Here is a 21,992-nt window from a genome sequence, read left to right as displayed (position 1 = left end):
GAAAAGCGAGTAAGATCCCTTGAAGATGACGAGGTAGATAGGTCCGAGGTGGAAGCGTGGTGACACGTGGAGCTGACGGATACTAATCGATCGAGGACTTAACCAAGTAAGAGCATCTATTCGTGAAGGAACCGTTATCTAGTTTTGAAAGAATGATATTCAAAAAAGTGTTGACAACTGCGATCAAAAAGTTATAATATTAGTTGTCCATCGAACTGAATGGAACAATGAATAGAAAAAAATTGCTTGGTGGCAATGGCGAAGAGGTCACACCCGTTCCCATCCCGAACACGGAAGTTAAGCTCTTCAGCGCCGATGGTAGTGAGGGTTTGTCCCTTGCGAGAGTAGGACGCTGCCAGGCAATTCATTTGAATATAAGCTTTTTAAATTATCGCGGGGTGGAGCAGTCCGGTAGCTCGTCGGGCTCATAACCCGAAGGTCGCAGGTTCAAATCCTGCCCCCGCAACCAATGGTCCCGTAGTGTAGCGGTTAACATGCCTGCCTGTCACGCAGGAGATCGCGGGTTCGATTCCCGTCGGGACCGCCATTACAACAATATACGAACAACTAACGAAACGTTGAACGTTTCGTTTTTTTATTTTATGAATATCTTGGATAAGCTAAACATATGCGGTAAACTATACAAGAGGATTGAATTGGATTCTTTAGGAGAGCATCTTTTAAAGAAAGAGGTTTTATATGTCAATTCAGGATGAATTTGAGTTTATCCGAAGTATTCGGCCAGCACATTATTTTCATGAAGGCCTTGTTGTCGGAATAGGTGACGATGCCGCAGTTTACACACCGAATAAAGGTTTTCAGCAAATAGTCTGCACAGACACAATGGTCGAAGGGGTTCATTTTTTACGTAAAACAATGGAGCCTTTTGATATCGGCTTTAAATGTTTGGCAGTGAACATTAGTGATATTGCCGCAATGGGCGGGATTCCAAAGTATTTTTTAGTTTCCATTGCGATTCCCTCTCGATGGCACGAGAAAGACTTACAATCTATATACAAAGGAATGGCAGATGCCGCAGAAAAATATAAAGTGGATTTAATCGGTGGAGATACTGTTTCTATTGCTGATCACCTCGTCGTCACCGTCACCTTGATTGGAGAAGTTGAAAGCGGGAAAGCCCAATTGAGAAGCTCAGCAAGACCGGGGGATGTGGTTTTTGTTACGGGTACTCTGGGGGATTCAGCTGCTGGATTGCACCTTCTATTAAACGATGAGTTCAATTTGCCGGAGGACGATTATCAATATTTAGTATCTCGCCATAGACGTCCGAAGCCGCAAGTAAAAGCGGGCAGGATTATTTCTGAAGTGGATCGGGCGAGCCTTAATGATATTAGCGACGGTATTGCAAGCGAATTGAATGAGATAGCTGACATGAGCAACGTACAAATCGTCGTACATAAAGATCTTCTTCCATTAAGTGATTCAATACAATTATTGCCGTTAGAAAAGCAATTTGAGTGGGCTATCACTGGAGGAGAAGATTTTGAACTGGTAGGAACGACTTCTAAACATTCCTTTGAAGTATTGAAAAAAAAATGCGAGCAAGAAGGAATACGCATAACGAAGATCGGAGAAGTATTTGAAGGCAGCCCATCGGTTTATTTGCAAGAAAAAAATATTCGCAAACGGCTATTAAGCAAAGGCTACAATCATTTTAAAAAAGGTGATTCATTTGGATCAATTTGAAATAAAAACGACAAATCCTGAAGAGACAGGGAATATGGCGATGAAGCTGGCTCAGCACTTACAAGCGGGCGATGTGATTACGCTTGAAGGAGATCTTGGAGCAGGCAAAACTACATTTGTGAAAGGACTGGCAAAAGGTTTGGGCATTGGCAGAACAGTGAACAGTCCTACTTTTACAATCATGAAGGAGTATACAGACGGCAGACTGCCGCTTTATCATATGGACGTTTATCGGATTGAAAATAGCGATGAGGATTTAGGGTTTGATGAGTTTTTTGATGGAGACGGTGTAACAGTTGTAGAGTGGGCGCAATATATAGAAGATCAACTGCCGGAGGAAAGACTGGATGTATTCATCCGTTACATTCAGGACAATACAAGATCTCTAATTTTTAGGCCGAAGGGAAAAAGATATATTAAGCTGTGTAAGGAGTTTTTCACTGATGACGGTATTAGCGATTGATACATCAAACGACTGTTTAGGCATTGCGTTAGTAGACGAAACTAAAATTATTGGCGAATATATGACGAACTTGAAAAAAAACCATTCTGTTCGTGCAATGCCGGCAGTTGATTATCTTTTGAAAGAGTGCCACGTTCAGCCCAGCGACTTAACAAAGATTGTGGTTGCCCAAGGTCCTGGCTCTTATACTGGTGTGCGAATCGGTGTAACAATTGCTAAGACGCTTGCATGGGCTAGAAACATTCCTTTAACGGGCGTTTCCAGTCTTGAAGTGCTTGCGCTGAACGGGCGTTTTTTTGACGGATTGATTTGCCCTTTATTTGATGCAAGAAGAGGACGAGTTTATACCGGGCTGTATGAATTTAAAGAAAACATACTTTGTGTGAAAGAAGACAGAAATATTCTGCTAGAAGATTGGTTGAATGAAATAAAACAGCTCAAAAAGCGGGTGCTCTTTTTAGGGAATGATGTTTCTCTTCATTTAGATCTGATCAAAGAAATAATGGGTGAGTTGGCAGTCATCGGGGATCCGTCATTGCACCAGCCGCGTCCGGGATTGCTAGGTTTGATGGGAATGACTAGAGAAGCAGTCAATGTTCATCAGTTTGTGCCAAATTATTTAAGGTTAGCAGAGGCGGAAGCGAAATGGATCGAGCAGCAAAAAACGTCAACATGATTAATAATCAAGTAAATGTTCGAAAAATGACAGTTGAAGATATACATCGTGTTTATGAAATCGAACAGCTGTCATTTTCGGTTCCTTGGACAAAGGAATCATTTTATCGGGAATTGGTCCATAATCATTTTGCTACTTATTTAGTAATAGAATATGAAGGAAAAGTTGTAGGGTATTGCGGTTTATGGGTGATTGTTGATGATGGGCAGATTACCAATATTGCTATTTCTCCAGCGTATCGGGGAAAAAAGCTGGGAGAGACCCTGCTTAGAAGCGTTTTAAACGTAGCAAAAGAAAAAGGAGCCAAAACCGTTACATTAGAAGTCCGAGTTTCGAATACGGTTGCGCAATCATTATATAAGAAATTGAATTTTGAACCAATCGGAATCCGGGAAAACTATTATACGGATAACCAAGAAGATGCGATATTAATGCAGGTGAATTTATAATGAAAGATCGATTAATTTTAGGAATTGAAACAAGCTGTGATGAAACAGCAGCTGCCATTGTGAAAAACGGAAAAGAAATTGTTGCACAAGTCGTTGCTTCCCAAATTGAAAGCCATAAACGTTTTGGCGGAGTCGTTCCAGAAATCGCTTCACGCCATCATGTCGAGCAAATTACTCTCGTATTAGAAGAAACGTTAAAACAGGCGAATCTTTCGTATCACGATTTGAACGCCATAGCCGTGACAGAAGGACCGGGGCTGGTTGGTGCATTATTGATTGGAGTCAATGCCGCAAAGGCTTTAGCTTTTGCGTATGATCTTCCACTAATCGGAGTACATCATATTGCAGGACACATTTATGCAAACCGTCTTGTGAAAGAATTTTCTTTCCCGCTGATTGCATTAGTTGTTTCCGGCGGCCATACAGAGCTTGTCTATATGAAGGAGCACGGTTGTTTTGAGGTGATTGGGGAAACACTTGATGATGCAGCAGGAGAGGCTTATGATAAAGTAGCGCGAACATTAAACCTGCCTTATCCGGGCGGGCCTCATATCGACAGGCTAGCACATGAAGGAACTGCTTTCCATTGATTTGCCGCGAGCATGGCTTGAAGAAGGCTCGTTTCATTTTAGTTTCAGCGGGCTGAAGTCAGCGGTGATTAACACTCTTCATAACGCGGCGCAAAGAGGGATCACGATAGATCCGAAAGATATGGCTGCAAGTTTTCAGCAAAGTGTTGTAGAAGTTTTAGTGGAAAAAACTGTTCGTGCCAGTGAGAAGTATCAAGCTAAGCAAGTTCTTTTATCAGGCGGAGTAGCGGCGAATAAAGGATTAAGAACTGCTATGGAGGTAGCATTCAAAAAGAAAAAAGGGATCGACCTCGTCATTCCACCATTGTCCTTATGCACAGATAATGCGGCCATGATTGCAGCTTTCGCTGATGTACTTTATGAAAAAGGAATTTTCGGTGATTATCGTATGAATGCTCATCCTGGATTGGAATTAACGTCATATATATAAAGGCAAAATAGGGTCGAATGAACAGCGGCCCTATTTTTTTATTTTAACCACAGGTTATCCACAAAGAAAATCTTCATTTTGGATAAATAAGACGAAACGTTGAAATAGAAGAAGAAAAAATAAGGTGAAACATGTGGATAACTAAAGGGGTTTGTTGTGGATAATGTGAACAAATAAGAAAAATATTATAAGGTAAGGAACTAATGATGTGGATAACTGTTTGAGAGAAACATGCTGAAGGAAACAAAATAAATAAAAAACCGGCATGAGCCGGTTATTCAGAAAGAAGTGATTCCCATTCCTCTATCAGCTGATCTAGTTGTTCCGTTAACATGACATTTTGATCATGAAGTTTTTGAGCTTTTTCATGATCTTGGTATATATTTGGATCGCAAAGCATTTCATTGTTTTCAGCGATCGCTTCTTCAATTTCTGCTATTTTGTTTTCAAGTTCTTCAATGCGGCGCTGTCTTTGCCGTTCCTTTTTTTTCAATATTTTTTCTTGTTCATAAGATAATTTTCCTTGTTTTTGCTCTTTGGTTTCGATAGTTGGTTCTTTCAACTGTTCAAGCTCGATCATCTCCGCTTTTTTTGCAATGTAATAATCATAGTCCCCGATATATTCGGCAATGCCTTCTGTGGATAATTCAAAAATTTTGGTCGCGATTTTGTTGATAAAATAACGATCGTGCGAAACAAACAAGATTGTTCCAGGAAAATTTATCAGAGCGTTTTCCAATACTTCTTTGCTGTCGAGATCCAGATGATTCGTAGGTTCATCCATGATGAGAAAGTTAGCTTTTTTTAGCATTAATTTCGCTAAAGCGAGCCGAGCTTTTTCTCCTCCGCTTAAAGACGAGACGGTTTTCAGCACTTCATCTCCTGAAAAAAGGAAATTCCCTAAAACCGTTCGGATTTCTTTTTCTGTTTTTTCGGGATAGTCATCCCACAATTCATCTAAAACCCGTTTAGATGAAGACAAATCCGCTTGTTCCTGGTCATAATATCCGATTTGGACATTAGATCCAAACTGAATTTTTCCGCTCAGCGGCTTTAAGCGGTTGATGATCGTTTTTAATAAGGTAGATTTTCCAACTCCGTTTGGCCCTATTAAGGCAATTGAGTCCTTCCTGTTGATCGAAAAGTTAATATTTTTCACGATCGGAGTTTTTTGATCGTAGGAAAGGGACAAATCAATGGCTTTTAACACGTCATTGCCGCTTTGCTTTTCGATTTCGAAGGAAAAGCTGGCTGACTTCTCGTCCCCAGCGGGCCTGTCCAGTATTTCCATTTTCTCAAGCATTTTCCTTCTGCTTTGCGCACGTTTCGTTGTCGATGCTCTTGCTAAGTTTCGTTGAATAAAATCTTTCATCCGCGCGATTTCTTCTTGCTGTTTTTCAAATTGTTTTAATTCCCTTTCGTACGCTTCCGCTTTTTGTTTTAAATAAGCGCTGTAATTCCCAACATACTTCGTACAAACTGTTCGTGATATTTCATAAACAGTGTTGACAACGCGATCTAAAAAGTACCGGTCATGGGAAACAATTAGAACCGCTCCATTATAATGCTGTAAATATTGTTCGAGCCAGTTTAATGTTTCCATGTCGAGATGGTTTGTCGGCTCGTCGAGTATGAGCAGATCCGGTTTTTTCAACAGGAGCTTTCCGAGTGCTAACCGGGTTTTTTGTCCTCCGCTCAAAACCGAAATTTTAGTTGAATAGTCGTAATCAGCAAACCCTAATCCATGCAGCACAGAACGGATATCCGCCTCATATTGATATCCGCCATTTTCTTTATATAAATGTTGGAGTGAATCATATTCCTTCATTAAGCTTTGCAAAGCATGAGAATCTCCAGCTGAGGAGATAGCTGCCATTTTTTGTTCAATATTTCGCAGCTCAGCTTCGATGTTCCGCAGCTCTTCAAAAACGGTTAGCATTTCATCCCATATCGACTTAGTTGATTCTAATCCTGTGTTTTGTGCCAGATAGCCGATTGTTAAATCTTTTGGCTTCACAATTTCACCAGAATCAAAGGGCATTTCACCGGCAATGATTTTCAATAATGTTGATTTTCCGGCTCCATTGCGGCCTACAACGGCGATTTTATCTCCTGTTTGGATTTCCAGCTTAATATTCGATAAAATAAGGTCAGCACCATAATATTTTGTGATTTTGTTTAACTGCAATAAAATCATCCATAGTTCACCTCAATCTTTGCTAGAATAAGTGTAGCCTATATATTTGACTGCAGGCAACTGACCTGATGAACAAAAGGACAAGAAATTGTAACAATCGTTCAAAAGACACGAATAAAAAAATAGTGTATAGTTTTTATATAAGGAGAGTTTAGAGAAAAAACAAATAAAAAGAAATGTAGACGGAGAAGAAGATCAGGATGGAAGCGTTATCAGTCTGATATTGTTTCATACAGGCGAGCAGCCGCTTGCTAGAAAACATAGTTAAAAACAAAATTAGTCAGGTTGTTTTGGATTGCGAGGGATGAGCATTGAATCAAGATCAATCTAAGATACCGCAAGCAACTGCAAAAAGATTACCTCTATATTATCGGTTTTTGCAAAATTTACATGCCTCGGGAAAACAACGTGTTTCCTCTCAAGAACTGAGTGAAGCAGTAAAAGTAGATTCTGCGACAATTAGAAGGGACTTTTCATATTTCGGAGCGCTGGGCAAAAAAGGTTATGGATATAATGTCAATTATTTGTTATCATTTTTTAGAAAGACGCTTGACCAAGATGAGTTGACCAAAGTTGCCCTCATTGGCGTCGGAAATTTGGGAACAGCTTTTTTAAATTACAATTTTACAAAAAATAACAACACACAAATTGTTATTGCATTTGACATTAATAAACGAAAAGTAGGAATGAAAATTGGTGGAGTTCCAATTTATCATTTGGATCAGCTAGAAAGTGAATTGCCTGATGATGTGCCTGTTGCGATATTAACGGTCCCGGCAACCGCCGCTCAAGGAATAACGGATCGGTTAGTGGAAAAAGGCATAAAAGGCATTTTAAATTTTACGCCGGCTCGCTTAAATGTTCCGGATAAAATTCGGATTCATCATATCGATCTATCTGTTGAACTTCAGGCTCTTGCATATTTTTTAAAACATTATTCGAATGAAGATTGAAGGAGCGATATTAAATGCCAACAATTGGAATTGGAAGCTTGCTGTTGATTGTATTTGCAGCTCTGCTTGTTTTCGGGCCGAAAAAACTTCCTGAGCTTGGAAAAGCTATAGGAGAATCATTAAAGGAGTTTAAAAGTGCCACGAAGGGCTTAGCAGACGATGATGAAGAAAACAAGAAAAATGAATAGCAAGAAGAATGGATGAATAATGATGAGCGAAAAAAAAATGTCCGTGTTGGAGCATATAGCGGAGCTTAGAAAACGGCTGATTATTGTAGTCGTTTTCTTTTTCGTTGCTATGATTACTGGCTTTTTCATAGCGAAGCCAATTATTGTTTTTTTACAGCAAACTGATGAAGCGAAGCAATTCGCCTTAAATGCTTTTCGTCCTGCAGATCCATTGATCGTTTATATGCAGTTTACATTTATTATTGCTTTAATTCTAACTTTCCCTGTTTTATTGTACCAGCTTTGGGCGTTTATCAGCCCAGGACTGTATGAAAAAGAAAGGCGGGTCACATTAAGCTATATACCGTTGTCGGTTGCTTTATTTCTTTTAGGTATAAGCTTCTCTTATTTTATTTTGTTTCCTTTTGTCATCGATTTTATGGGGCGGCTTTCCAATGATTTAAACATTCAACAAATGATAGGAATAAATGAATACTTTCGTTTCCTGCTGCAGTTAACATTGCCTTTCGGACTGTTGTTTCAGCTTCCCGTTGTCATAATGTTTTTAACAAGACTCGGGATCATCAATCCGGCGTTTTTGGTAAAGGTTAGAAAATATGCGTATTTTGTATTGCTTGTTATCGCAGCGATCATTACGCCGCCTGAAATTGTGTCGCATTTAATGGTCACGATTCCGCTATTCATTTTGTATGAAATAAGTATCATTGTTTCAAGATTTGCTTACAAAAAAGCACAGTCTTCTCAAATAAAAGAATCAGATCAAAAGTAAAACCGATGGGCTGTTATAAACATATCCCTGTCAAGTAGACAGTATAGGCTTTTTTCCTACTGTCTACACAAGAGGGATAATATCATTACACCTCATCGGTTGTTTTTTGCTTTCCGAATTTTATATGAGAAAGTGAACATGCGGATGGAAACAGCAAAATCAAACGTGGCTAAAATCATTAAAATCATATTTGTAGCTGTCCACATACCATTTTCAGCATGATGAATTGCTAAATATGTAAATAGAACTCCCATGATAAAATAGAAGAGTCCCATGGAAACGGGATGAAAATTCATAATCTTAGCTGCCTCCAATAATGATTTGTATTTGTTCCATTTGCTTCATCATGTTTTCAATCTCATCATGATAAATTGTTTGAATGATGACTACGATTGTATTCATCATTGTATGGGCAAAAATAGGGACTAATATGCGTTTTGTTTTATAATATAAAAAAGCGAACGTAAATCCCATTGCTGTATAACGCAATAAAAGTTCAGGCTCCCCATGCACGATGCCGAACAATAGCGAACTGACAAGCGCGCCGATCCAAAAATTCGTTTTTTGATAAATCACCCCGAAAATAATTTTTCGGAAGATAATTTCTTCAAGAATCGGTCCTATTATTGATGTGACAATAATCAAATAAGGCGTTGCTTCAATTAAATCCATAATAACTTGAGTATTTTCCGACATCGGATTAACTTTAAGTACATATATTTCAATATTGCCAACGATTGTTTGAATGAAAAAAGCTAAAAAAACTCCGAAAACAGCCCATATGGCAGATTCGCCGAAAGAAGCTTTTTCAATCCGGACATTATTTTTTCGTTCATGACGAAGGAGAAATAAAATAATGACAAACGCAGCAGTAAAACTTGTAATCGACCAATATGCTTGCGCTTGAAAAAGTCCTGCATTGAGATTTTCATCGACGCCAACACCCAGTTCATAAAAAAGGGGAACTCCAATATAGGATGAGAGCTGCATAATGATGTACGTAATGATGATCCACCAATATTGCTTTTTCACGAATAGTTCTCCTTTATAAAAGATTCATATGACTATTTTAACACACAATGGTTTTAAGAAAGAAAAACAATTTTGACAAGGGAAGCACTTAATGGAGGATGTTAAAATTTTTTTAAAAGAGACTTGAAAAATAGAGGAGGTTTCTTTAATATAATAATTGGTGTTAGCACTCGATAGCAATGAGTGCTAATAATGAATAAGGAATAAATTTTGAAAATCTCAAAAGATATTTGAGGAGGTTGTTTCCCTTGTTAAAGCCATTAGGTGATCGCGTTGTAATTGAACTTGTTGAAACAGAAGAAAAAACAGCAAGCGGCATCGTATTGCCTGACACAGCTAAAGAAAAACCTCAAGAAGGTAAAGTAGTAGCAGTTGGTACTGGTCGTGTATTAGACAGCGGTGAACGTGTTGCAGTTGAAGTTGCTGTTGGCGATCGCATTATCTTCTCAAAATACGCCGGCACAGAAGTAAAATATGACGGCAAAGAATACTTAATTTTGCGTGAAAGCGACATTTTGGCTGTGATCGGCTAATAGAGACAGCCCAATATCATAGACAATTTAAATTTTGAGGAGGTTTTCGCAACATGGCAAAAGAAATTAAATTCAGTGAAGAAGCACGTCGTGCAATGCTGCGTGGTGTGGATAAATTAGCAGATGCGGTTAAAGTTACTTTAGGACCAAAAGGCCGTAACGTTGTTCTTGAGAAAAAATTCGGTTCTCCGTTAATTACAAACGATGGCGTTACGATTGCAAAAGAAATTGAATTAGAAGATCCATTTGAAAACATGGGTGCAAAATTAGTTGCAGAAGTTGCTAGCAAAACAAACGATGTTGCTGGGGACGGTACAACTACTGCAACAGTTTTAGCTCAAGCAATGATCCGCGAAGGACTTAAAAACGTAACAGCTGGCGCAAACCCAATGGGTGTGCGTAAAGGAATTGAAAAAGCAGTTGCTACAGCTGTTGAAGAATTAAAAGCAATTTCTAAACCAATTGAAGGAAAAGAATCAATTGCTCAAGTTGCTGCTATTTCTGCTGCGGATGATGAAGTAGGTAAATTAATTGCTGAAGCAATGGAACGTGTTGGTAACGATGGCGTTATCACTATTGAAGAATCTAAAGGTTTCACTACTGAGCTAGACGTTGTAGAAGGAATGCAGTTTGACCGCGGATATGCTTCTCCATACATGGTAACAGATTCTGATAAAATGGAAGCTGTTCTTGAAAATCCATACATTTTAATTACCGACAAGAAAATCTCTAACATCCAAGAAATCTTGCCAGTTCTTGAGCAAGTTGTACAACAAGGCAAACCTTTATTAATCATTGCTGAAGATGTTGAAGGCGAAGCTTTAGCAACATTAGTTGTGAACAAACTTCGCGGTACATTTAATGCTGTAGCTGTAAAAGCTCCTGGATTCGGTGACCGCCGCAAAGCAATGTTAGAAGATATCGCCATTTTAACAGATGGTGAAGTTATTACAGAAGATTTAGGTTTAGATCTTAAGAGCGCTACTATTTCTCAATTAGGCCGCGCTGCAAAAGTTGTTGTAACGAAAGAAACAACTACAATTGTTGAAGGCGCAGGCGCAAGCGACAAAATTGCAGCTCGCGTAAATCAAATTAAAGCTCAATTGGAAGAAACAACTTCTGAATTTGATAAAGAAAAACTTCAAGAGCGCTTAGCAAAATTAGCTGGCGGCGTAGCAGTTATCAAAGTTGGTGCCGCTACTGAAACAGAATTGAAAGAACGTAAACTTCGCATCGAAGACGCTCTTAACTCCACTCGTGCAGCAGTGGAAGAAGGAATTGTCTCCGGTGGTGGTACAGCTCTAGTTAACGTTTACAAAAAAGTTGCTGAAATTGAAGCAGAAGGCGACGTTCAAACTGGTGTAAACATCGTTCTTCGCGCTTTAGAAGAGCCAGTTCGCCAAATCGCTCACAACGCTGGTTTAGAAGGCTCTGTTATCGTTGAACGCTTGAAAAAAGAAGAAGTTGGAATCGGCTTTAACGCTGCTACAGGCGAATGGGTGAACATGATCGAAGCTGGTATCGTTGACCCAACAAAAGTAACTCGTTCTGCTCTTCAAAACGCAGCATCCGTTGCCGCTATGTTCTTAACAACTGAAGCAGTTGTTGCTGACAAACCAGAAGAAAACAAAGGCAACGGCAACCCAGGCATGCCTGACATGGGCGGAATGATGTAATAATTGCCCAAGAGAACTAGTCACAGAAACAAATATATTCAATCGTAAGGACTACTTCCTATAAAGAAAGGAGGTAGTCCTTTTTTGTTGCTCAAATTTGCATATCAAGATTTTTTAGAAGATCGGAAATTTAAAAACACAACAAAAGCGAACATAAGAAATTATGAAACGCTTCTAGGTGAATTTATCAACTATTGATTGATGGTCAATATGCTTATAAGGAAGAAGAACTTTTTAAGCCGAATGAGGATATTTTAAAGAAATTTAATTATGATGAAAAAGCTGCACATGCCTACATAGACGAACAATGGAAAAAGAATGTGATTGAGTTTTTTAATGATAAACCTGAATATGCGGAAATGTATATGCATTACATAATTAATTTTAGGCAGTATAAAGAAGTTCCTTTTGATGATGATTTTTACCGTTATTGTACTTTGAAGTTGTTACAGTAAGGCGATTGGATAGAGTTTGAGATTAAGAAGGTAATATAATCAATTAGAAAGGTGAATTGAATGAAAAAAATTGAAATTCCTAGTTTATTTAAATGTACTAAATGTGGTTTAAAAATCCCGTATGAGAAAGCTGGAGAAATGGAATGTGGACAGTGTTCGTTTGAGGATTGGGAGAATGGCTTTAAGGATAAACATGCTGTTTTTAGTGATTATTGTGATGCCGGGCAAGAAATATTTGATACATACGAGGAAGCAAAGGCAGAATTTGAACGAAGAAAAAATGATGAAAACGAAAATGGTGTAGATGTTTACTTATGCAAGGTAATTGAAGAATATCATGCTAAGTGAAAGGGAATAAATCAAATGTTTAAAATGACTAGATCACAAAAAGTTATCACAGCTATTATTTCTTTGATGTGGTGTACTGTATTTGCGGCTTTAGCGTGTGGAATTGCTTGGTTGATTGAAACGCTATTTAAAGTAAATGTTAATTATTATGTAGCTGGTGGAATTGGCGTGTTTATTTATGTGTTATTGTTTTTGATTGCGTTGAACCAATATTTGTTTATGAAGAAATTTAGTAATGAGATTGAAAAGAATTGGTGATGAAAACTACATTCAGGGAATGTGGTTTTTTATTTTTTCTTTTTGGACTCGTAGCTCAACGGTTAGAGCAGCCAGTTTGAATACTGTGCGGTTTGCAGGTTCGAATCCTGCCGAGTTCACCGTAAAATGTGTTTTCTCTTGTCGAAGTTACTAGGAAATTCCTCCTATCATTCTCGAAATATGGTAAAATATAGAGAAGATTGGAGGATGATAGAATGAGTATTGAAGAAAAAATGTCAAAACTTGTTAAGGAAGTTCAAGATCTAAAACCAAAAATGAAAGAAGAATACTTTCCTAAAGCAGAGGGGATTATAAAAAATATACCTATTGAATGCTCATTACATGAATTAGCAATTCAAAATCAAAAAAAAAGAAATGCTAATCCTAATAAAATTCATCCTATTCAAGTTAAACGAGGTCAAATTTACAATGCTCTAATTGGAGAGAATATAGGTAGCGAACTCTGTGAAAATCATTTGGTCTTAATATTACAAAACGACACCGGAAATATGTTTGCTGATACCGTTAATGTATTAACGATTAAAGGTGATGGAAATAATATTAACGAAACGTTTCATGTCAAACTCACTAATAATGATATGTATTATGGCAAACTAGATAAAGATCCATCTAGAATAAATGTTACAGAAATACTAACAATTGATAAAGCTCGATTAGATAAAAGAGTAGGTAAGATAAAAAATGAATTATTCAAAGAAATAAATAAAAAAGTAAAAAATCAATTAGGTTTAAAATAAATCTATTGACAAACCCTTATATAATACTTTAAAATGAACTCATAAAATTTATTTAGCCTTAAACAAGGCAAATGGCTCAATCTTTTGAGTTTTGTTAGGGGGAGAAATTGTCTTCCCCAATTTCATTTAATAATCATATTTTTGTCAACAGTGCATAAAATATTTACACCATTTCAAAAAATTATTTAGTCACTTTAGTGACAATAGGCTTCCAAATGGAAGTTTTGTGTATCTTTGAAATGGGGCAGGAGTTTTGTCTCCTGCTTTTATCAGTCATTAAAGACCTCCTCAATAACCATATGGAGGTCTTTTTCGTTGTAAATTTTTTAAAAAAGAAGGAATTTTGTAATGCCCTATTGAATTATACTAACGTATAATTCAATAGTTAATCAAAAAATTAATAAAAATTGTGTATAAGCATCCTTTTTTCAGGGTGCTTTTTTTATTTGGAGGGAAGAAGATGATAAAAGCCAGTGATTTGTTTGAAATAAAGACGGAAACAGTAAGTGAATCTGATTATAGTGTAACATTTGCTCATTATATAAAGCTAAAAGGAACAGATGAATGGCAGTACATTGGAGCAGTACAGCATTTTGCCAATGGCGATATTGATTTAGTGGATGATGCAATTTATCAGGAGGGAAGAAAATGAACGAAATAAAAAATAAAGTAAGAAAATGTTACTTGAAATACTTTCTTAAATTAAATGAGAATCATTTGTTAATATTAAGAGTTCTTCGTGATATTTGTATTGCTAATGATTATAACCTTCGTCAAATTGTATCAGTACATGAAGATTATCGAAATAATAAAAAAGAATATGATTATTCTTAAAACAATATCTTTTGCTACACTTGTTTTAATTGCAGGAGAAGTATTTGAACCGGTAGGACTGCAGGTTCTGGTTCCAAATCTAGATCATGATGTGGCTGTTGCTCTTCTTAATCAAGTTGAGCCTTTTTTAATATGGCAGTTTGTCTTATTGTATTTTGGTGTTAAAGCATTATTGAAATCTGAAAGACGGGTTGCTCCTTTACTTATTGTAAGTATTATCTTTGTAGCAAACTTGACATTAAAAACAATTCCATCGATTATGACAAGTTTCCTATAAATTAAGGAGAGTAGTTATTATGAAAAAAAGAATGCTCATATTTTTATTGGTCACGGCGTTTTTTACAGTTTCGGTTATTATGGTTGAGTTAAGTATCCGTTCAGCTGTTTTATCGCCATTTATTCTTCTCGATTCAAAAAAAAATGTAGGAGTCCAGAAGCTTTTAACTGGCTATTCCATCTACCAAGGGGACTATCTTTTAGATATTGAAAATACTGAAGAAGACTCTACCAATCGTCCGCTCGCTTTTCATATTGGACCTATTGATTATCAATTTACCAAAGTCAATACAGAAAACATTATCTTACCTGCTGGAGAAGAGCTGACTGTTATGACGAGAAGAGGGGTTAAACCGTCTTTTAGTAAGGAAGTGACGATTCAGTCTAGTAAGAGGAAATTTTTTTTTAATGAATATATAATACGTGCTGCAAAAAATGATGGATCATTCTCCATCCAATTGAAGACGGAGTTTAGTAAAACTCTTACTTTTTTGATATATGGTTGTTCATTTTTATTGCCTTTTCTTTTGGCATTGTTTATTAACAAGGTTCTTCCATGGCGCAATCTTTTTACATTGTTTGTTCCGTTTATCTTAGCTGGAATCCTTCCATTGATATTAAACTATCATTTTTCGATGGGTTACGCACTACTTTTAACAAAATCATACATTTGGAGCATTTTGTTATGTATCTTTCTCCCGACGTTTTTATCAGTTTCATTGACAACTGCTATATACCAATGGACGATAAAAAGTGATGAGGATATTGAAGGAGAGTCTGAAATGGAGGAATCAGATTTCCTTGAATTTTCAAAAAGGGAAATAGTTATAATTTTTGTACTCACTATAGGAAGTCTTGCTTACTTTTTCTCATTTTTCCTTTTTCCACTATCCCTATATGTAAAAATTGTGGACAAATGGTATTTATTTGCTGCTTGGTATTTATCGTTAACCCTTATTATAATGCTAGTTTATACTGTAATACATCGTTTCATGGGGAACTATGAAAATGTGGGATTCACCGAGCAATTTTACTCTTTGAAAAAAACGATAGAAGCTGCATGTAGTATAAACGTTAACCTATTTACGAAGAAAGAGTCCGAGAATGAGACGAATGCTTGGGTGTATAGTACTCCTTTTGCATCTAAAAAAAGCATTAACATTTACATGACAGAAGGTTTGATAAAAAAATTTACTTTAGATGAGGTAAAGGCAGTGTTATTTCACGAAATTGGACATATCAAACGAAAGCATGGTCGTTGGATACTGTTTATTACTTTTGGAGTAGCGACGCTTATTAGTTTGCTGATGTTCTTTACTAGAAAAATTATGCTAGGATTTGGATGGGGACAGTATATCCTTATTTTCCCAGTTGGTATAATCGCTTTAATAGGGCTCACAGAATGGCTTCCGAATAAAATTAGTAAAATGTTTGAACACCAAGCAGATGAATTTGCTGTAAGGCAATTGGGGAATAAGGAGTTATATATTCAAACATTAATGAAGTTAGAGCGAATCAGTGAAAAAGAGAATGACGAGTTTGACTTCAAAAGGAAAGAGTGGAAAGAAACTCATCCATCCTTCCAAAAAAGAATTAACTTTATCAAGGACTTGGTATGAACGTGAAAAATATATTTCGACTTAAGGCGTTTGGTATGGCATTTTTGGAAAGAAATCGAGATGTTTTTTTACTTTCACTTTTAATTGTTTTAAAAAGTTTTTTTGGACCAATGATTTATTTGCAGTTAACTGATATAAGAGAAGCAACAGACATGGAACAGGAGGCTGTAGTAATAGTTTCAGAAAACCTCGATGATGAGGAGCTTACGTGGCAGTCTATATTTTTTCATAATTTCATGATTTTATTGCCAGCATGTATTGGTGTGTTTTCATTTGGTTTCGTTTCTTTTTGGTATATCCTTTTACAAGGATATTTATTAAGTACTAGTATCTTTTATTTATCAAAAGAATTCTCTTTTTGGTTTGTATTTAAATATACAATTTTTCATGGTGTTTTTGAAATCCTAGCAATTATACTTGTTGGGGCATTCGCACTAAAGCCTGCAGTAGTGACTTTTAAGTGCATTATATTAAAAAAGCCCTTTTTCCAAAAAAGAGATTTTAAAGATATGTCTATACTGTTTGTGCTCTATGTATTTTTTCTTTTCTTGGCAGCGTTAATTGAAGGTCTTATAACAACAAGGCTTTGAGATGGGGACTTATATGAAAAAAATTTGGCTTATATGGAACAATCGGACACGGTTAACTATTAATAAAATTGTGTACCAGGATGAAAGCATGATAATAGTTAGTAGTTCCTATTTTACAAGTGTTATATGGAATTTAATTTACAATCAACCCTATATATGGTAATCTAGGGGATTGAAGGGATTTGTATAAAATTGCTAATTTAGGAGATAGTAACAATGAAGCAATGTGTAGACCTGAAAAAAAGGATTACTTGCTAGTCTTTTAACTTTTGCATTAGGTTTAATGGCAGTTCAAGTTACTACTGAAATAGGAACTGTAAATTCATCTTTCGCATGATTAGCTACTAAACTCGGAATTAAACAGGCTACAGCAGGGCTTATTATTGATTTGGTTTCTGGAGGTTCAACCCTTTGGTCGATTGTAGCGGCAGTAGCTGGACTTAGCGGCGCAATTGGAGGTATTACTGCAATTAAAGCCGTTATTCAAAATTCAGGAAGAAAATATGCTATTGCTTGGTAATTAAAGCTGAAAGAGTACAAGCACAAGCTGCGGAAATCCGGCAAAACTTGTATTCGCAGCTAATACTAAAATTAACATGCCCCTTCTTTTTTCTGTTTACCTAGTCAGGAGGTGCCAGTTAAATAATGTTTACTAGTAATTCTGTCTTTTCTTTTTTAGATAAAATGATCAATATAATAAAATATAACAGAAAATCTGCTCTGCGAAAATTTTTAGTAGACTGGCAGCTGGATAAAATTGATCTTAGAAAGATATATAGATGGATTACACTCATTATGATTTTTATTATGAGTGCTTTGTTTTTTTTCGCAGTATTTTTAACTGGTTATATCATCAAAGATCTAGATGCAAATACATGGTTAAATGCCTTTTTGAGCTTTGTAATATTTCTTGCTTTCTTCAACTCATTAAGTTTCTTTAATAAAAAATCTTCTGTTTTTTATTATGACACGACAAAAATGTTGTCTCAATTAAAAAGTTATAGAGTGTTGCAAGTCATTGCTTCTATTTATGGTGACTCATTGAAAAATACAGTGATAATGTGGTTCGTTTTGTTAATGCCTGTAGTTTTAGGAATACATATAAATTACCCAAGTTTTGAGCCGAAATTTTTGATTTACTATTTTCCGCTATTTAGTCTATTAAGTTTAATAATGACTATGTTTTTTTCATACTTCCGCTTTTTGTTTGCCCATTTTTTTTATATACAATCACTGCGTTTATTAAATCGCTTTTTTCTATTTATAGTCCTTGCGCTCTTATTTTTTTTATTACCCTTCACAATCACTTCACTGTTATTCAATTCACAAAAATTTGGAATTAAATTAGCAGATATTGTGATAAAATATCAGTCTTTTTTAATGGAACTTAGTCTGCCTAAGGACATATATAATCTGGAATTTCATAAACTTTTCATCGTTTTTCTTTTCATGCTATTCATAGCTGGTGTATTCACTTTGATATGGATCAAAACATTAAATCATTTAGATTTAATACCTTATTACCAAATTCGTACCCGTAAAAGCTCTATATCTGATAAAGATAAGTTCATAAATACGAATAAATATTTTTTTGTAAAAGACATACTTCATATTAAGCGTGTTAGTTCATGGTTTATTGGGCATATAGGAAAAACTATATTAGGCTTGCTAGTATTTATCGGAATCGCCTTGCCAGTCGTACAACATTTTATTGATTCAACATCACCGTTGTTTTTTTTATCCATTATAACAGTATTTGCTTTTGCCATATTTCAAATTGTTGGCGACTCACTAAAAATGATATTAGCGATTGATACAGAGGCCAAGAATATACACTTGCTTGTTTATACCAAATATACAATGTGGGATATTGTCAAAGAAAAATGGTATATATATTTTATTTTTACATTTCTAGTCACTTTTTTCGTCGTCTTATTATCTTCTGTTTTTATAAATGTAAATATTTTTCTGTATGCTTTATCCATCACTATTATGCTCACCTATGGTGGACTGAGTGGTTTATTTCAAATATTCTCAACAGCGTTATACCCACGGATAAATTGGGAGCATCCCTATGAAATTGGTGAATCCCATAAAGCTAATTTTATAGAAAGCATTTTAAATAATGGTCTAACTTATCTATACACGGTTTTCATAGGAGGATTACTGATCGCAGATCAATTTTTCGGATTAAAATTAAACACTATGGTTGCATGTATTCTAATATTAATTCTCGTTGCTTTTTTCTTTTGCGCTTATGCCATCGTTGCTGCGTATACTAAACAAATTTCAGTCAGGGAGGTTTTCTTAAAAAATGATTAAGGTGAAAAATTTATCTAAAAGATATGATGAAAATATCGTTTTAGATAACCTTAATTTCCAAGTGGATACGGGTTGTATCTATGGGATTGTTGGTACGAATGGTGTTGGGAAAACTACCTTTCTACGTATCCTTGCAGGTTTATCCAAACCAGATAATGGTGAAATATACATTGATAATATGAATCCTGTTGGTAATAAAAGCAATAAAAAAATAAGTTTTGTTCCTGATTCTGCTGCTTTATATGAATATTTAAGCGGGGAAGAATATCTTTTGTTCTTTGCATCTATTTTAGATGTTCCGAAAGAGTTGCGAAAAGATAAAGTTTCTTATTTAATTGACCTCTTCAATTTAACATCAGCAAAAGATGAATTGATTAAGACATATAGCCACGGAATGAAACAAAAGGTATCTATTGCATCAGCATTATTGAACGATCCAGATATATTACTATTAGATGAACCTTTGACAGGAATCGATTTAATCAATTCACATATTATAAGACAACATATAAAAAAGTTTGTAAAAGCAGATAAAACAGTTATTCTAACGACACATTTACTTGAATTGGCACATTCTCTATGCGATAAAATAGGGATTTTACATAAAGGTAAAATTGTCGAGGAATTTTCAACCAATAAATTAAGTCTCGATTCAATAGAAAAGCGTATTACATCAGTTTACTTAGGTAAAAATTCTGGAGAAATGATGAGCAAATGAATTTTCAGGGAAGGGGTATAAAAGATGTTGTTCGTAAGCTTGTATCTAATAACAAAATATTGTTTGTCATTTCTTTACTTTTATTTTTTGGGGGGATGGCAGGGGGGTATTTGTTTAGAATAGATGCAGTAAGAGGAGACTTAAACTATATACAGGCTTCTGATGTAGAAAACTTACTTTTTAATAATATAAAGGCATCACTAGTTATTGCTTCGGGATTACTTTCTCTAGGTATTCCTACTGTTATATTTTTGATAACCAATGGGTTAATAGTCGGTTCCTCTATTCAGCAGCAATTGGAGCTTGGATTGTCTATTTCAAGTATTTTTGTAAAGCTAATCCCGCATGGAATATTTGAGATACCTGCGATATTAATAAGTGGAATCATTGGATTAAAAGGCGTATCAATTATTATTGAATTTTTCCGTACTTCTTTAAGTACAAAACAGCTAATAAAACAGACGTTATTTGAAATAGCCCTATTAACCAGTATAATATTAATTTTCCTTACATTGGCAGCAATAATAGAATGGTATATAACCCCATTATAATATTGGAGGTCATGTCATGAGTGCAAAATTTGCAAATTTTCTATCAACTGCTCTTTTTTTCTTAGCATTGATCGTTATAGTACTAACTAAAAATCTATATTTAGGTTTATTCCCCTTAATTTTGTCTATGTTTATTCTTGCTTGGCAATTAGGAGGAAAGATAAACAATAAAATGTTAAAATTCATTTTTTGGGGCTTTGAATTTCTGTTTCTTTTTATACTCTCATTTTTTTTAATAAATCATCTTCTTACGAGGGGTATATAAATGAATATTATGAATAAACCAAGTATCAAGTTAGTATGGTTTGGAATATTGGTAAATTAGTTATTGTTTAACATTTTATTTTTTACAATTAGGAAGTACTCTTCTCTCAAACAGAATGCTGAATTTATAACCATTGACCAAGGAAGGCTTAGGCAGTATGTGATTTGCTTATCCCAAAAAGTATAGTCTTACATTGGTCAGTTGTGCAACTATTTTCGAATTAAAACAAAGTCATTATTGTTTTCAAAAATGATTTTGACTGAAAAATAACTGGCCAAATCACAAAATAGAGATGACGTTGATATTGAGCTGCCTGATGTTTTTGCAACGATAAAAGTTCAACTATTTCGCTCCGATTAATGTGTACGTCTTCATGACAAAATTCCATCCTGCATATATAGCGAATCGGTCAAGGGGAAAATTGCCTTTGGCTGCGAGAAAGCTCAAGGAAGTTTCGGCATATTACCCTTTCGGAAAAGATTATCCCTAATTTTTTATCGCCCATATTTTAGGTACAGGGAGATCTTTGGCTTTTTTATTTAGGTACTTGCACTACTAATACGTGTCTGCATAGATTATGGTGAAATATTTAAACACAAAGGATGAGTGCACATGGTTGCATATTTGGATTACACATCACCTAAAACGCAATTCACCTTCGATGTCAACAAGAGTAGATCGTTCACAAAGGATAAACACAACTTTATAAATATCTTGGGAATTAAACAGTTAAACACATTAGAAAACATATCTTTATTGGATATTTTTTTAAGCAAAAATAATGTTATAGAACCTCACTATCATCAAAATGCAGCTGAGCTGGTCTATTGTATTTCCGGTGCTGCCACTGTCTCGATGTTGAACCCATTTACAAAACAAATTCATAACTATCCAATTAAGCCGGGGCAGGTGGTAAATATTCCGCAAGCATGGTGGCATTACGAAGTAGCAACCAAGGATAATACACACCTTCTGGCAATATTTGATGCCCCGACTCCTGAGGTGATTTTAGGTTCAGATATCTTAAAGCTTACTCCGTCAAATATCATGGCGCATACTTATTGCCTGAATGAACAGGAATGGAAGAAAACTATAGCTCCTATTCAACCGAACACATTTATCGGCCCACATAAAAACTGTAAACGTAAGAAATATGAAAATGATCAAACTAGCTCGACCCGCCAAAATCCAAATTATATCCATCATTACCATCATTACCCTTATAATTACCCATTCGCATCTTATGGTCCCAGCCTTTTCTAAGGCAGAGCCTTTAAAGGAGGTATTTTTCCTTTGATAGGTTTTGTTTTGAGGATTTACTAAAAATTCCAGTCG

At 35.6% G+C, this 21,992-nt stretch carries 24 protein-coding genes, 3 tRNA genes, 2 rRNA genes and 2 pseudogenes; 28 read left to right on the top strand and 3 right to left on the bottom strand.

The features are described 5' to 3' along the window. From ACVIJU_RS19160 to tsaD, 9 genes and pseudogenes are all read left to right on the top strand, one after another. A 23S ribosomal RNA gene (locus ACVIJU_RS19160) occupies positions 1–106 on the top strand; the annotation flags it as partial. 139 nt (positions 107–245) lie between these two features. Beyond that, positions 246–361, top strand: a 5S ribosomal RNA gene (gene rrf, locus ACVIJU_RS19155). Between the two features lie 31 nt (positions 362–392). After that, positions 393–469: transfer RNA gene (locus ACVIJU_RS19150), tRNA-Met, on the top strand. Between the two features lie 2 nt (positions 470–471). Continuing rightward, positions 472–547 (top strand) — tRNA-Asp (locus tag ACVIJU_RS19145). A 152-nt stretch (positions 548–699) separates the two neighbouring features. Next, entirely contained in the window at positions 700–1,707 is a 1,008-nt protein-coding gene (gene thiL / locus ACVIJU_RS19140) for a thiamine-phosphate kinase (RefSeq protein WP_117017333.1), read from the top strand. Next, positions 1,694–2,170 (top strand): tRNA (adenosine(37)-N6)-threonylcarbamoyltransferase complex ATPase subunit type 1 TsaE, encoded by a 477-nt coding sequence (tsaE, locus tag ACVIJU_RS19135; RefSeq protein WP_117017332.1) that lies wholly within the window; start codon positions 1,694–1,696, stop codon positions 2,168–2,170. The genes thiL and tsaE overlap by 14 nt, the downstream gene beginning before the upstream one ends. Beyond that, positions 2,151–2,846, top strand: coding sequence for a tRNA (adenosine(37)-N6)-threonylcarbamoyltransferase complex dimerization subunit type 1 TsaB (gene tsaB / locus ACVIJU_RS19130; RefSeq protein WP_117017331.1), 696 nt, complete (start codon positions 2,151–2,153; stop codon positions 2,844–2,846). The genes tsaE and tsaB overlap by 20 nt, the downstream gene beginning before the upstream one ends. After that, positions 2,816–3,295, top strand: a complete 480-nt coding sequence (rimI, locus tag ACVIJU_RS19125) for a ribosomal protein S18-alanine N-acetyltransferase (protein ID WP_063388681.1) — start codon at positions 2,816–2,818, stop codon at positions 3,293–3,295. The genes tsaB and rimI overlap by 31 nt, the downstream gene beginning before the upstream one ends. Beyond that, positions 3,295–4,315 (top strand): annotated as a pseudogene (gene tsaD, locus ACVIJU_RS19120) (tRNA (adenosine(37)-N6)-threonylcarbamoyltransferase complex transferase subunit TsaD). Before rimI ends, tsaD begins: the two are co-directional and overlap by 1 nt. Positions 4,316–4,589: 274 nt before the next feature. Here the strand turns inward: tsaD and ACVIJU_RS19115 are convergent. Then, a complete protein-coding gene (locus ACVIJU_RS19115; protein WP_066248100.1) occupies positions 4,590–6,512 on the bottom strand; it encodes an ABC-F family ATP-binding cassette domain-containing protein in 1,923 nt (640 codons plus the stop codon). Between the two features lie 311 nt (positions 6,513–6,823). Here ACVIJU_RS19115 and ACVIJU_RS19110 point away from each other — a divergent pair, with 311 nt between their 5' ends. From ACVIJU_RS19110 to tatC, 3 genes are read left to right on the top strand one after another with little or no spacing between them, the layout of a single operon-like run. After that, positions 6,824–7,465 (top strand): redox-sensing transcriptional repressor Rex, encoded by a 642-nt coding sequence (locus ACVIJU_RS19110; protein WP_063388684.1) that lies wholly within the window; start codon positions 6,824–6,826, stop codon positions 7,463–7,465. A gap of 14 nt (positions 7,466–7,479) precedes the next feature. Further along, the gene (locus tag ACVIJU_RS19105) at positions 7,480–7,653 is read left to right on the top strand and encodes a twin-arginine translocase TatA/TatE family subunit (RefSeq protein ID WP_063388685.1); all 174 of its coding nucleotides are present in this window, start codon (positions 7,480–7,482) and stop codon (positions 7,651–7,653) included. Between the two features lie 22 nt (positions 7,654–7,675). Next, positions 7,676–8,422, top strand: a complete 747-nt coding sequence (tatC, locus tag ACVIJU_RS19100; RefSeq protein ID WP_130158248.1) for a twin-arginine translocase subunit TatC — start codon at positions 7,676–7,678, stop codon at positions 8,420–8,422. 92 nt (positions 8,423–8,514) lie between these two features. Here tatC and ACVIJU_RS19095 read toward each other — a convergent pair whose 3' ends face one another. Beyond that, positions 8,515–8,718, bottom strand: coding sequence for a YdiK family protein (locus tag ACVIJU_RS19095; protein WP_063388687.1), 204 nt, complete (start codon positions 8,716–8,718; stop codon positions 8,515–8,517). Between the two features lie 4 nt (positions 8,719–8,722). Continuing rightward, positions 8,723–9,454 carry a CPBP family intramembrane glutamic endopeptidase gene (locus tag ACVIJU_RS19090; RefSeq protein WP_063388688.1) on the bottom strand — a complete coding sequence of 244 codons (732 nt, stop codon included), beginning with the start codon at positions 9,452–9,454 and terminating at the stop codon, positions 8,723–8,725. A gap of 248 nt (positions 9,455–9,702) precedes the next feature. Between ACVIJU_RS19090 and groES the strand changes: the two genes are divergently transcribed. From groES to ACVIJU_RS19010, 16 genes and pseudogenes are all read left to right on the top strand, one after another. Further along, positions 9,703–9,987 carry a co-chaperone GroES gene (groES, locus tag ACVIJU_RS19085; protein WP_063388689.1) on the top strand — a complete coding sequence of 95 codons (285 nt, stop codon included), beginning with the start codon at positions 9,703–9,705 and terminating at the stop codon, positions 9,985–9,987. Between the two features lie 53 nt (positions 9,988–10,040). After that, complete coding sequence (gene groL / locus ACVIJU_RS19080; protein WP_063388690.1) at positions 10,041–11,663, top strand: chaperonin GroEL; 1,623 nt, start codon at positions 10,041–10,043, stop codon at positions 11,661–11,663. 194 nt (positions 11,664–11,857) lie between these two features. Continuing rightward, positions 11,858–12,118 (top strand): hypothetical protein, encoded by a 261-nt coding sequence (locus tag ACVIJU_RS19075; RefSeq protein ID WP_063388691.1) that lies wholly within the window; start codon positions 11,858–11,860, stop codon positions 12,116–12,118. Between the two features lie 60 nt (positions 12,119–12,178). Beyond that, entirely contained in the window at positions 12,179–12,466 is a 288-nt protein-coding gene (locus tag ACVIJU_RS19070; RefSeq protein ID WP_082830345.1) for a hypothetical protein, read from the top strand. 15 nt (positions 12,467–12,481) lie between these two features. Then, the gene (locus ACVIJU_RS19065) at positions 12,482–12,724 is read left to right on the top strand and encodes a hypothetical protein (RefSeq protein ID WP_063388692.1); all 243 of its coding nucleotides are present in this window, start codon (positions 12,482–12,484) and stop codon (positions 12,722–12,724) included. 44 nt (positions 12,725–12,768) lie between these two features. Continuing rightward, positions 12,769–12,843, top strand: a tRNA-OTHER gene (locus ACVIJU_RS19060). Positions 12,844–12,939: 96 nt separating this feature from the next. After that, positions 12,940–13,482, top strand: a complete 543-nt coding sequence (locus ACVIJU_RS19055) for a type II toxin-antitoxin system PemK/MazF family toxin (protein WP_082830346.1) — start codon at positions 12,940–12,942, stop codon at positions 13,480–13,482. A gap of 460 nt (positions 13,483–13,942) precedes the next feature. After that, positions 13,943–14,134 carry a hypothetical protein gene (locus ACVIJU_RS19050; RefSeq protein WP_063388693.1) on the top strand — a complete coding sequence of 64 codons (192 nt, stop codon included), beginning with the start codon at positions 13,943–13,945 and terminating at the stop codon, positions 14,132–14,134. 138 nt (positions 14,135–14,272) lie between these two features. After that, complete coding sequence (locus tag ACVIJU_RS19045) at positions 14,273–14,593, top strand: hypothetical protein (protein WP_327864132.1); 321 nt, start codon at positions 14,273–14,275, stop codon at positions 14,591–14,593. Positions 14,594–14,612: 19 nt separating this feature from the next. After that, complete coding sequence (locus ACVIJU_RS19040) at positions 14,613–16,211, top strand: M48 family metallopeptidase (RefSeq protein WP_456687905.1); 1,599 nt, start codon at positions 14,613–14,615, stop codon at positions 16,209–16,211. Between the two features lie 2 nt (positions 16,212–16,213). Next, positions 16,214–16,801: a stage II sporulation protein M gene (locus tag ACVIJU_RS19035; RefSeq protein WP_157727891.1), complete on the top strand. Its 588-nt coding sequence runs from the start codon at positions 16,214–16,216 to the stop codon at positions 16,799–16,801. A 349-nt stretch (positions 16,802–17,150) separates the two neighbouring features. Further along, positions 17,151–17,321, top strand: a pseudogene (locus ACVIJU_RS19030) (circular bacteriocin, circularin A/uberolysin family); the annotation flags it as partial. Positions 17,322–17,446: 125 nt separating this feature from the next. Further along, positions 17,447–19,123: a hypothetical protein gene (locus ACVIJU_RS19025; RefSeq protein WP_094245016.1), complete on the top strand. Its 1,677-nt coding sequence runs from the start codon at positions 17,447–17,449 to the stop codon at positions 19,121–19,123. Then, a complete protein-coding gene (locus tag ACVIJU_RS19020) occupies positions 19,116–19,841 on the top strand; it encodes an ABC transporter ATP-binding protein (RefSeq protein ID WP_327863435.1) in 726 nt (241 codons plus the stop codon). Before ACVIJU_RS19025 ends, ACVIJU_RS19020 begins: the two co-directional genes overlap by 8 nt. Continuing rightward, positions 19,838–20,392, top strand: coding sequence for a stage II sporulation protein M (locus ACVIJU_RS19015; RefSeq protein ID WP_327847886.1), 555 nt, complete (start codon positions 19,838–19,840; stop codon positions 20,390–20,392). The genes ACVIJU_RS19020 and ACVIJU_RS19015 overlap by 4 nt, the downstream gene beginning before the upstream one ends. Before the next feature lie 877 nt (positions 20,393–21,269). Then, the gene (locus tag ACVIJU_RS19010; protein ID WP_327863434.1) at positions 21,270–21,920 is read left to right on the top strand and encodes a cupin domain-containing protein; all 651 of its coding nucleotides are present in this window, start codon (positions 21,270–21,272) and stop codon (positions 21,918–21,920) included. Positions 21,921–21,992: the final 72 nt, after the last annotated feature.

It is taken from the genome of Aeribacillus sp. SP014, assembly GCF_054055575.1.
The sequence above is the reverse complement of the archived record's forward strand: the minus strand, read 5'-3'. Positions and strand labels throughout refer to the sequence as shown.

Coding starts and splice junctions, on each gene's coding strand:
- thiL (WP_117017333.1), top strand. CDS start 700: ATGTCAATTCAGGATGAATTTGAGTTTATCCGAAGTATTCGGCCAGCA.
- tsaB (WP_117017331.1), top strand. CDS start 2,151: ATGACGGTATTAGCGATTGATACATCAAACGACTGTTTAGGCATTGCG.
- rimI (WP_063388681.1), top strand. CDS start 2,816: ATGGATCGAGCAGCAAAAAACGTCAACATGATTAATAATCAAGTAAAT.
- ACVIJU_RS19115 (WP_066248100.1), bottom strand. CDS start 6,512: ATGATTTTATTGCAGTTAAACAAAATCACAAAATATTATGGTGCTGAC.
- ACVIJU_RS19105 (WP_063388685.1), top strand. CDS start 7,480: ATGCCAACAATTGGAATTGGAAGCTTGCTGTTGATTGTATTTGCAGCT.
- tatC (WP_130158248.1), top strand. CDS start 7,676: ATGAGCGAAAAAAAAATGTCCGTGTTGGAGCATATAGCGGAGCTTAGA.
- ACVIJU_RS19095 (WP_063388687.1), bottom strand. CDS start 8,718: ATGAATTTTCATCCCGTTTCCATGGGACTCTTCTATTTTATCATGGGA.
- groL (WP_063388690.1), top strand. CDS start 10,041: ATGGCAAAAGAAATTAAATTCAGTGAAGAAGCACGTCGTGCAATGCTG.
- ACVIJU_RS19070 (WP_082830345.1), top strand. CDS start 12,179: ATGAAAAAAATTGAAATTCCTAGTTTATTTAAATGTACTAAATGTGGT.
- ACVIJU_RS19065 (WP_063388692.1), top strand. CDS start 12,482: ATGTTTAAAATGACTAGATCACAAAAAGTTATCACAGCTATTATTTCT.
- ACVIJU_RS19055 (WP_082830346.1), top strand. CDS start 12,940: ATGAGTATTGAAGAAAAAATGTCAAAACTTGTTAAGGAAGTTCAAGAT.
- ACVIJU_RS19050 (WP_063388693.1), top strand. CDS start 13,943: ATGATAAAAGCCAGTGATTTGTTTGAAATAAAGACGGAAACAGTAAGT.
- ACVIJU_RS19045 (WP_327864132.1), top strand. CDS start 14,273: ATGAAGATTATCGAAATAATAAAAAAGAATATGATTATTCTTAAAACA.
- ACVIJU_RS19040 (WP_456687905.1), top strand. CDS start 14,613: ATGAAAAAAAGAATGCTCATATTTTTATTGGTCACGGCGTTTTTTACA.
- ACVIJU_RS19025 (WP_094245016.1), top strand. CDS start 17,447: ATGTTTACTAGTAATTCTGTCTTTTCTTTTTTAGATAAAATGATCAAT.
- ACVIJU_RS19020 (WP_327863435.1), top strand. CDS start 19,116: ATGATTAAGGTGAAAAATTTATCTAAAAGATATGATGAAAATATCGTT.
- ACVIJU_RS19015 (WP_327847886.1), top strand. CDS start 19,838: ATGAATTTTCAGGGAAGGGGTATAAAAGATGTTGTTCGTAAGCTTGTA.
- ACVIJU_RS19010 (WP_327863434.1), top strand. CDS start 21,270: ATGGTTGCATATTTGGATTACACATCACCTAAAACGCAATTCACCTTC.